At 72.1% G+C, this 7,960-nt stretch carries 6 protein-coding genes and 1 pseudogene; 1 reads left to right on the top strand and 6 read right to left on the bottom strand.

The window, feature by feature from the left end; all coding sequences use genetic code 11:
* Window positions 1-169: 169 nt before the first annotated feature.
* From AOK11_RS37225 to AOK11_RS37210, 4 genes and pseudogenes are all read right to left on the bottom strand, one after another.
* The gene (locus tag AOK11_RS37225) at window positions 170-1,276 is read right to left on the bottom strand and encodes a DNA polymerase III subunit beta family protein (protein WP_079035322.1); all 1,107 of its coding nucleotides are present in this window, start codon (window positions 1,274-1,276) and stop codon (window positions 170-172) included.
* Between the two features lie 46 nt (window positions 1,277-1,322).
* Window positions 1,323-1,909 (bottom strand): annotated as a pseudogene (locus AOK11_RS37220) (chloramphenicol phosphotransferase CPT family protein).
* Between the two features lie 17 nt (window positions 1,910-1,926).
* Window positions 1,927-2,406, bottom strand: a complete 480-nt coding sequence (locus tag AOK11_RS37215) for a hypothetical protein (protein ID WP_055598045.1) — start codon at window positions 2,404-2,406, stop codon at window positions 1,927-1,929.
* Window positions 2,407-2,673: 267 nt separating this feature from the next.
* The gene (locus tag AOK11_RS37210; RefSeq protein ID WP_055598044.1) at window positions 2,674-3,066 is read right to left on the bottom strand and encodes a DUF5997 family protein; all 393 of its coding nucleotides are present in this window, start codon (window positions 3,064-3,066) and stop codon (window positions 2,674-2,676) included.
* 149 nt (window positions 3,067-3,215) lie between these two features.
* Here AOK11_RS37210 and AOK11_RS37205 point away from each other — a divergent pair, with 149 nt between their 5' ends.
* Window positions 3,216-4,031, top strand: coding sequence for a LysR family transcriptional regulator substrate-binding protein (locus AOK11_RS37205; protein WP_055598043.1), 816 nt, complete (start codon window positions 3,216-3,218; stop codon window positions 4,029-4,031).
* 28 nt (window positions 4,032-4,059) lie between these two features.
* On the opposite strand, the gene AOK11_RS37200 is transcribed toward AOK11_RS37205, so the two are convergent.
* A complete protein-coding gene (locus AOK11_RS37200; protein ID WP_055598042.1) occupies window positions 4,060-4,809 on the bottom strand; it encodes a DUF4142 domain-containing protein in 750 nt (249 codons plus the stop codon).
* 182 nt (window positions 4,810-4,991) lie between these two features.
* Window positions 4,992-7,847: a beta-L-arabinofuranosidase domain-containing protein gene (locus tag AOK11_RS37195; RefSeq protein ID WP_055598041.1), complete on the bottom strand. Its 2,856-nt coding sequence runs from the start codon at window positions 7,845-7,847 to the stop codon at window positions 4,992-4,994.
* Window positions 7,848-7,960: the final 113 nt, after the last annotated feature.

Below are 7,960 nucleotides of genomic sequence, written 5' to 3'. Positions count from 1 at the left end.
GTGGCCACGCCCGCCCCCGCTTCCGCCATGACCCCCGCTCCGGAGGCGCTGGAGCCGGTGGAGGACGGAAGGACCGAACGGCGATAGCGCCGGGCCGTCCCCTTCGCCGCACGGGTCCCGTGCTCCCAGCCCTGACCGGGCCGTGGAGCACGGGACTTCTGCTGAGGTCCTAGCCGTCCAGCCGGACCGGCATCAGCAGGGAGAACGTGTCCTCGTCGTCCGGCCGGCGGATCGCGACGGGCGCCGTGGGGGCGCCGAGCTCCAGGACCAGCCGGTCACGGGCCCCGGCGTCGAGGGCGTCCAGCAGGAACGCACGGTTGACCGCGACACGGCCGCCGTCCCCGCTCACCCCGCCCCCTCCGTCCGTACCGTCGTCGCAGATCCGCACCGTGCCGTCGGCGTCGGCCCCGATCACACTGACGTCGAAGACGGCCCCGTCCTCCTCGCGCACCTCACCCGTGCGGACGGGACCCTCCTGCACCGCCTTCCGGAAGGCCGCCACGTCGACCACGGCGCGGCGCCCGGCGGGGAGGCTGATCAAACGGAGATAGTCCGGGAAGTCGTGGTCGAGGGACCGGCCGGCCACCTGGCGACCGCCCCCGGTCTCCAGCGTCACCCGGTCACCGTCCACGAAGAGCCGTACGGGCTCGGGGCCTCCGGCCAGCGCCCGCATCGCGTCGACGAGTGGCAGCGGCACGACGACCTGCACGCGGGACCCGCCGTGCCCGGTGACCGGGACCCGCGCGACAGCCAGCCGGTACCGGTCGGTGGCGACGAGGCGCAGCGCGTCCCCCTCGATGTCGAAGAGGACTCCGCCGAGCATCGGCAACTCGGGGTCGGTACCGGCCGCGAAGCGGACCGCGTCCAACGCGGCGGCCAGTTCGGGCGAGGCGAGGGCGGGACGGGCGGTGGCGGTACGGAGCGGGGTCATGGATTTCTCCCTGTCGTCGAGTAGGGCTCGGAGCATGGAGAACTCACCGCGGGCATCGGACAGCCCCCGCTCCAGGCGGCGCAGGTGCGCCTCCAGGAGCTGCTGCACGAGATCGGTGTCCGCGCCGGTCCAGCCGGCCAGCACCAGCCGGATGTCGGCCAGGGGCATGCCGGCCCGCCGCAGCCGCGCCAGCAGCCGGGCCTCGTCCAGCTGCCCGGGGGCGTACCAGCGGTAGCCGCTCACCGGATCGACCCAGGCGGGTACGAGCACACCGGCACGGTCGTAGAACCGCAGGGCGCTCACGCTCAGGCCGCTGTCCCGGGCCATCCCACCAATGCTGCGCATCTCGCTCTCCACACCCGAGACCCTCATGCCTCGACAAGGTCGAGGGTCAACTCCGTGCCTGTTCCCTCCCCGCTCGGCCGGCCGTCAGGTGACGGCGGCGGAAGCGGGTGAAAGCCGTGGGACCGGGCCGGTGCGGGAGGAAGTCCTTGATGCGCCGGGCGCACTCGCGAGGGCTTGCCGTGCCGGTGTCGCACACCAGGTCGTAGTCGCCGTGGGCGTGGACCAGATCGTACTGGTGCGCCGCGAAACCGGCGGGCGGTCGCCCCGGGCCGGTTCGCGACGGGTCGGTTCGTCCGGCGGACCGTGCACGCCGGCGAACAGGACGTCCTCCGGCGGCAACACGGTCGGGCAGTCGGGCAGTCGCCACGGTTCGCTCAGCACATGGCCGACCACGATGTCGTCGCCCACTCGGGCCAGGGCCGCGATCGAGCGGTGGAGGCCCTCTCCGGTCCGCCGCAGCGCGGTGTCGAGCTGCTCCGCCCGAAGCTCCCGCCCGGTGCGCATCGCGTTGAAGCCGTCGAAGGCCAGGTGGAAGAGGACACCGTCGTCCAGGATGTCCAGAAGCTCCCGGGCGATGCTCGTCCTGCCCGAACCGGAGGTGCCGTCGAGGAAGATGGTCCGGCCCGATGTCATACCGGCATGATCGCCTGTCACCAGCCCCCCGGCTCCACCCCCGCCGGGGTCAGGACGGCGAGGGTGCCGGTGGCCGTGCGGAGGGCCTGTTCGAGGGGGACGGGGGAGTGCAGGGTGCCGGTGCCGTCCGGGGGGACGAGCCATTCCAGGCGGCCGCTGGGCCGGTACGGCGGCGGCACCGCCACCCAGGAGCCCCGGCCGACGTGCCGCACGCCGAACCCGATCCACTCGCTGGCCGGGTCGGGCGGCAGGAAGAAGCCGACGCGGCGGGCCGTGACGTCCACCAGGGTGGGGCCGGGCACCTTCAGCGGGTCGTTCCACAGGAGGTCCAGGGCGAGCAGTCCGAGCCGGTCGGGAACGCTGAGCACGTCCCAATAGCGTCCCGCCGCCAGCAGGGCCGTCCCCGTGCCGTGGTCCCACTGCCGTTTGCACTCACCGGGGTCCCGGGCCGCGGCGGCCAGCCATTCGACGGCCTGTTTCCATCTGGCGCTCTGCATGTCCCACCCCGGGCACGGTCGGCCGCGCCGCCGAGGGCGCGTACTGGTCCGGGCCGGCGGCCTCACGGGCGTGCGCGCCGGCCCGGCGTGCAGCCATGGTGATAGATATTTCTATGCGCCGGAAGGGGTGCCGCAGGCTTGCGTTCCCTCGTTCCGCGTCATGCGGTGTTCCACCCGAACGAGAACACCTCCGAGGGGAAAACCCGTTCGGAGGTGTTCGATTCCGGGGGGTGTGACGCGAGGAGGGGAGCGGAGGGTGCGCCGTGGTCAGCTGGTGCGCTTCGCGCGCTCCGCGTTCCGCTGCTTGACGCGCTCCGCCTCCTTGCGGACCTCGGCCTGAGTGGCCTGCTCACGCTCCAGCCACTCGGGGCGTTCCTCCCTGAGGGCGTCGATCTGCTCCGTGGTGAGCGGCTCGGTGATCCCGCCGCGGGCGAGACCGGCGATGGAGACGCCCAGCCTCGTCGCGACCACGGGGCGGGGGTGCGGGCCGTTGCGCCGCAGTTCCTGCAGCCACTGGGGCGGGTCGGCCTGGAGCGCGTTCAGCTCGGCGCGTGAGACGACACCCTCCCGGAACTCGGCGGGGGTGGCCTCGAGGTACACACCCAGTTTCTTCGCCGCGGTCGCGGGCTTCATCGTCTGGGTGTTTTGGTGCGACGTCATGGGGTCCAGGGTATCGACCGTACGCGCGACCGCCGACCACCAGCGACGACCACAGTCTCTTTGCATGATCGCCGACCAGGGCCGGTGACCGTGAGCGGCCGCCGTGATCGGCGGTCCCGGCCCGTGGCCACGGACGGTAACCTGGCCGGGTGAAAGGCTCGGATGTATCCCCGTCGTTCCGGCTCGTGTACGCGCCCGGGGTGATGCCCGGCAAGTGGGTGCGCGTCTGGAACGAGCGGCTGCCCGGTGTCCCGCTGACCCTCGCCCAGGTGCCCGCCGCGGAGACGGGCGGCCTGCTGCTGGCCGGGGACGCCGACGCGGGACTCGTCCGGCTGCCCGTCGACCGGACGGTGCTCAGCGCGATCCCCCTCTACACCGAACAGACGGTCGTCGTGGTTCCCAAGGACCATCTCGTGACGGCGGTCGACGAGGTGTCCCCGGAGGACCTGGCCGACGAGATCGTGCTGCACCCCCTCGACGACGTCCTCGCCTGGGAGACCCTGCCCGGCAGGCCCGCCCTCGAACGCCCCGCGACCACCGCCGACGCCGTCGAGCTCGTCGCGGCCGGGATCGGCGTGCTCGTCGTACCGCTGTCCCTGGCGCGGCTGCACCACCGCAAGGACCTCACCCACCGGCCGCTCAAGGACGCCCCCGAGTCCGGTGTGGCGCTGGCGTGGCCCGAGGCCGCGACCACCGACCTGGTGGAGGACTTCATCGGGATCGTCCGCGGCCGGACCGTCAACAGCACCAGGGGCCGCACCCAGCCCCGGGATTCCGCGCAGGAGAAGCAGAAGAAGCAGGACAAGCCCAGGCGCACCGCCGATAAGGGCGCTGCCCGGCAGCAGGCGGCGGGCGGGCCGGCCGGCCGGGGGCAGCGGAGGGGCACCGGCGGGGCCCCTAAGAAGAAGGGCGCCGGCGGCACACCGAAGAACCCGCGCCGGGGCAAACCCCGCCGCGGGTCCTGACCTCGGGCTCCCGGGTTCCGCGGGGCGCCTACTTCACCGTCGAGGCAGGTGTCGGCGCCGGGGAAACGGTGTTGAGGTCCTTCAGCTCCTCGGGGATCTCGAGCACCAGCACCGGGGAGCCGGCCTGCGGGGCCGGCGGCGTCACCTGCTCCCGGGGCATCTTGGGCGGGCTGGTCTGCTGGAAGTTGACCTGTTCGTGATTGACCAGTCCGGTCTTTTCCAGGACCGTGATGTGGTCCAGCACGGTGTCGTTGGCCTGGTCCGCCAGCTGCCGCACCAGGGTGTTCCTGGTGTTGGCCCGGATCTTGGCGATCGTCGAGAAGATCTGGCCGTGCGTCACCCGCATGATGTTCACGGCCGTGGTGTCGAACTCCTTGTCGTTGGTGGACTTGATGGTCTCCACGAACTGCTGCTGCTGGGGCGAGGCCTGGTTGGGCAGGGTGATGCCCAGTTCAAGGGAGATCCTGCGGCAGCTCTCGTCGAGGCGTCCGTGCCCGACGACCAGGTGCTCGCCCGCCTCCTTCATCTCCGGCGTCGTCCCCCGCTCCATCGCCAGCAGGCCCAGGGGGTGTTCCCACAGCCCGGCCGCGCGCACCTTGACCACGAAGTCGCGGTCGGCCTCGGTCAGCTGGCCGTACTGCGTGTTGGCGACGACCCGGTCCTGGGTGCTCGATGTGGTCTGCACGCCCAGCATGGTGGGGTAGGCGAGCGCGGTGAGGGTGAGAACCATGGCTCCGCCCACGAACGCGGTTCCTGCCGTGCTGCGCGAGATGCGCATCGTTCCTCCTGGTGTATCAACAGCCCAACACCAGTGAGTACGGATGGAAGCGGCAGGACAATCACCGTTCCGGAAGAAATCTTCTGCCGGGCTGCGACGGTGTTCCCGCCGGTGCCTCCGCGGGGCGCCCGACGGCGACGACTGGTGCGGCCGTACGGCGTCGGGTGCCCCTTTTCGCGAACTCAGGGTGCGTACGAGGCGTTCCGCGCCGTACGCACCACCTTGTCGCCGTCGGCTCCGCCCAGCAGGCCGGCGGACACCCAGTCGGCGACCGTTGCCCGCACCCGCGTGACCAGCGCGCCCCTGCTGCCGAAGGGGGCTCCCGCCCAGATCTCGTCCAGCAGGGTGACACCGTCGCTCCGGGCGGGGTTGGCGACGCCGGAGTCGGAGGTGCCGAAGATCACACGCGGCTCCGAGCGCCGGAAGTAGGCGTGCGTCGGGTCCTCGGTCCCCTCGGCGAAGGGCGCGAACTCGACGCCGTTCAGCGTGTGGTGCAGCGGCTTCCCGGCGACCGGGGTGAGCGAGGGCAGCAGATCGCCGGAGAGGCCGGCGTTGCCGTACAGCGCGCACCGCAGGAGCTCGGTCGACGGGTGGCGGGCGACCAGGTTGACCGGGCCGAGGAACAGGGTCTGCAGCGTGGGGTCGTCGAGCGCGCGCTCCACCCTCAGCCGGAACGGGACCAGGACCCGCACGGTGTCACCGGCCCGCCAGGTCCGGGAGACGCCGAAGCGGCCGCCGGGAACCGGGGTCCCGGGCACCGCACGCCCGTTGACGGTCACCCGGAATCCGGCGGTGGCCCAGGACGGCACGCGCAGCAACAGGGTGAAAGAGGCGGAGCCGCCCCCGATGGTGAGCGTGCTGCCCTGTTCCTCGGGGAAGCGGGTGGTCTGCGTGACCGTGACGCCCTGGGCGGACCAGGTGAGTGCGGAGGGACTGTAGAGGTTGACGTACAGGGCGCTCGCGTCGGCCTCCGCGAAGTACACCGAGTCCTGGTACTTGGTGGCGCTCTCCAGGCCGGTGCCCTCACAGCACGTCGTGCCCTGCTTGGGTGTGTAGTCCCGTACGTGACCGGGTGTCAGGCCGACGAAGTAGGTGACGAGCGGCTTCTCCGCGTCCGGCCGGTCCTGCCTGGAACCGAGGACCTGGTTGTACAGGGCCCGTTCGTAGTAGTCCATGTACGCCGGGTCCTGCTCGTGGAAGAACAGCGTCCGGCTCAGTTTGAGCATGTTGTACGCGCAGCAGGTCTCGGCCGTGGCGGCACCGATCGTGCCGGCGATGACATCGCGCGCCCGCCAGAACTCGCCGCTGCTGGTACCGCCGATCCCGTACATGCGGTGCGGTACGACCATGTGCCAGAAGTTCTTCGCGGCCGTGAGGTAGCGCTCCTCACCCGTCTCGTCGTGCAGCCGTACCAGGCCGGTGAAGACCGGGATGTGCTGGTTGGCGTGCAGCCCGTCGAGGACGTCGGTGTTCGCGGCGCACGCGTCGATGAGCCGGTCCAGGTCGAACAGGCGGGCCAGGGCGAGGTGTTCGGCCCTGCCGGTGAGGGTGTGCAGGTCGCAGACCGCCTCCACGATGCCGCCGAACTCCCCGCTGGAGAACAGCCCCCACATCCGCTGAAGCGTGGCCGCCGGCAGCGCGGACAGCCGCGCGTGCATCCAGTCGCACAGTCCGGACGCCAGGTCGAGGGCGCGGTCGTCCCCGGTGGCGAGATACGCGTCCAGCAGCCCCCGGAGGATCTTGTGCGCGGTGTAGTACGGCGCCCACACCCGGGTGTAGTCGCTGCCGGTCATCGACTCGAGCTCGATGAACTGCGTCTCCGGGTACGCGGCGAGGAACCCCGGGTGGCTCGGTCCGCCCCAGGTGCGGCGCAGGGTCGCGTCGAGCCCGCGGCCGGAGGCGTCGGCGAAGGTTCCCCCGGACGTCTCGTCGAAGGCGTACGAGGCCAGGTCGCCCCGGCCGGTCGGCGCGTCGACGGCACGGCGGCCGGCCAGCTCGGTGACCTCGGCGCCGGTCAGCGCCCGCGAGAAGATGTTGACCTCCTCGAACGCGCCGGCGAACACCGGGTCGCCGGCGAAGTGGGAGCGGCCCAGCCAGTGGTGGGCGAGGGCGCCGAGTGCCGCCGGGGTCAGCGTGAGGGCCGTGTCGCGGGCCACGGCGGTGCCGTCGACGTAGAGGGTTCCGGTGGTGCCGTCCAGGGTGACGGCCAGGTGGCTCCACTCGTCGAGCGGCAGCGGCGCGGTGCCGTCGAGGCCCTGTTCGCCGCCCGGCCCGGAGGTGGTCACGGCGAACCGCGGCACGCCGTTCGCGTTGCGGGCCGCCAGGTACAGGTAGCGGGTCGTGTCGTCGCCGAAGTCGAGGACCCGGGCCCAGGCGGCACCGTGCGCGGGCCGCACCCACGCGGACAGGGTGAGCGCCGGGGGGCTGCCGAGAACGGCGGCGGGGAGGTCCACGTACTGGTAGGAACCCCGTACCTGTTCCGCGGCCCGGCCGAACCGGCCCTCGACGCTCAGCACCGCCGGGTCGTGGCGCAACACCTCCCGCACCTCGGCCAGGGCCCCGATCATGGTTCCGATCCGGTCCGCGAACACCCGCTCGCCGGTGCTGCGGTACGCCTGCGCCAGCATGGTCAGGAAATGGCCCGTGTAATGCCCGCGCAGATTGCCGTTGGCCTCGCCGTCCAGCCCTTCCCAGCCGCCGGGGGCGACCGCGCCGCCGGCGGACAGGCCGGCGTTGGCGCGGAACACCTGGAGCAGCCGGTGCACGTCGTAGCCCCGGGCGTGATCGAGCATCAGCCGCCGCTTGTCGGCGAAGACGCCCGGACCGAGCGTCACGTCCTCCAGCCCGAAGGGACGTACCGTCCACGCGGACGGTACGACGGTGGTGAAGGCGGCGGCGGCGTAGGTGGCGGCTGTCGCGGTGCCCGGCGCGCCCGGAGCGGCGGTGGCTCGTCCGGTGGCCGCGGCGGAGAGCGAGGTCGCCGTCGCCGCAAGGGCCGCGGTCCGCAAGAGGGTTCGTCTGGAGAGGGGCCGTGCCATGAACGCTCCTCTGATCGAGTGATCGAGTGATCGGGACTGGACATCGAGCCCAAGGGTTCGAGATTGCGAACGTCGTGCGAATGGTCGACCAGACGATAGGGAGGGGGCGGGGG

Source organism: Streptomyces hirsutus (assembly GCF_001418415.1).
In the GTDB taxonomy this organism is placed as follows: domain Bacteria; phylum Actinomycetota; class Actinomycetes; order Streptomycetales; family Streptomycetaceae; genus Streptomyces; species Streptomyces hirsutus.
The sequence above is the reverse complement of the archived record's forward strand: the minus strand, read 5'-3'. Positions and strand labels throughout refer to the sequence as shown.

Bases quoted from the DNA above. Each gene is read 5' to 3' on its own strand.
- AOK11_RS37225 (WP_079035322.1), bottom strand. From the start codon at position 1,276: ATGCGCAGCATTGGTGGGATGGCCCGGGACAGCGGCCTGAGCGTGAGC.
- AOK11_RS37215 (WP_055598045.1), bottom strand. From the start codon at position 2,406: ATGCAGAGCGCCAGATGGAAACAGGCCGTCGAATGGCTGGCCGCCGCG.
- AOK11_RS37210 (WP_055598044.1), bottom strand. From the start codon at position 3,066: ATGACGTCGCACCAAAACACCCAGACGATGAAGCCCGCGACCGCGGCG.
- AOK11_RS37200 (WP_055598042.1), bottom strand. From the start codon at position 4,809: ATGCGCATCTCGCGCAGCACGGCAGGAACCGCGTTCGTGGGCGGAGCC.
- AOK11_RS37195 (WP_055598041.1), bottom strand. From the start codon at position 7,847: ATGGCACGGCCCCTCTCCAGACGAACCCTCTTGCGGACCGCGGCCCTT.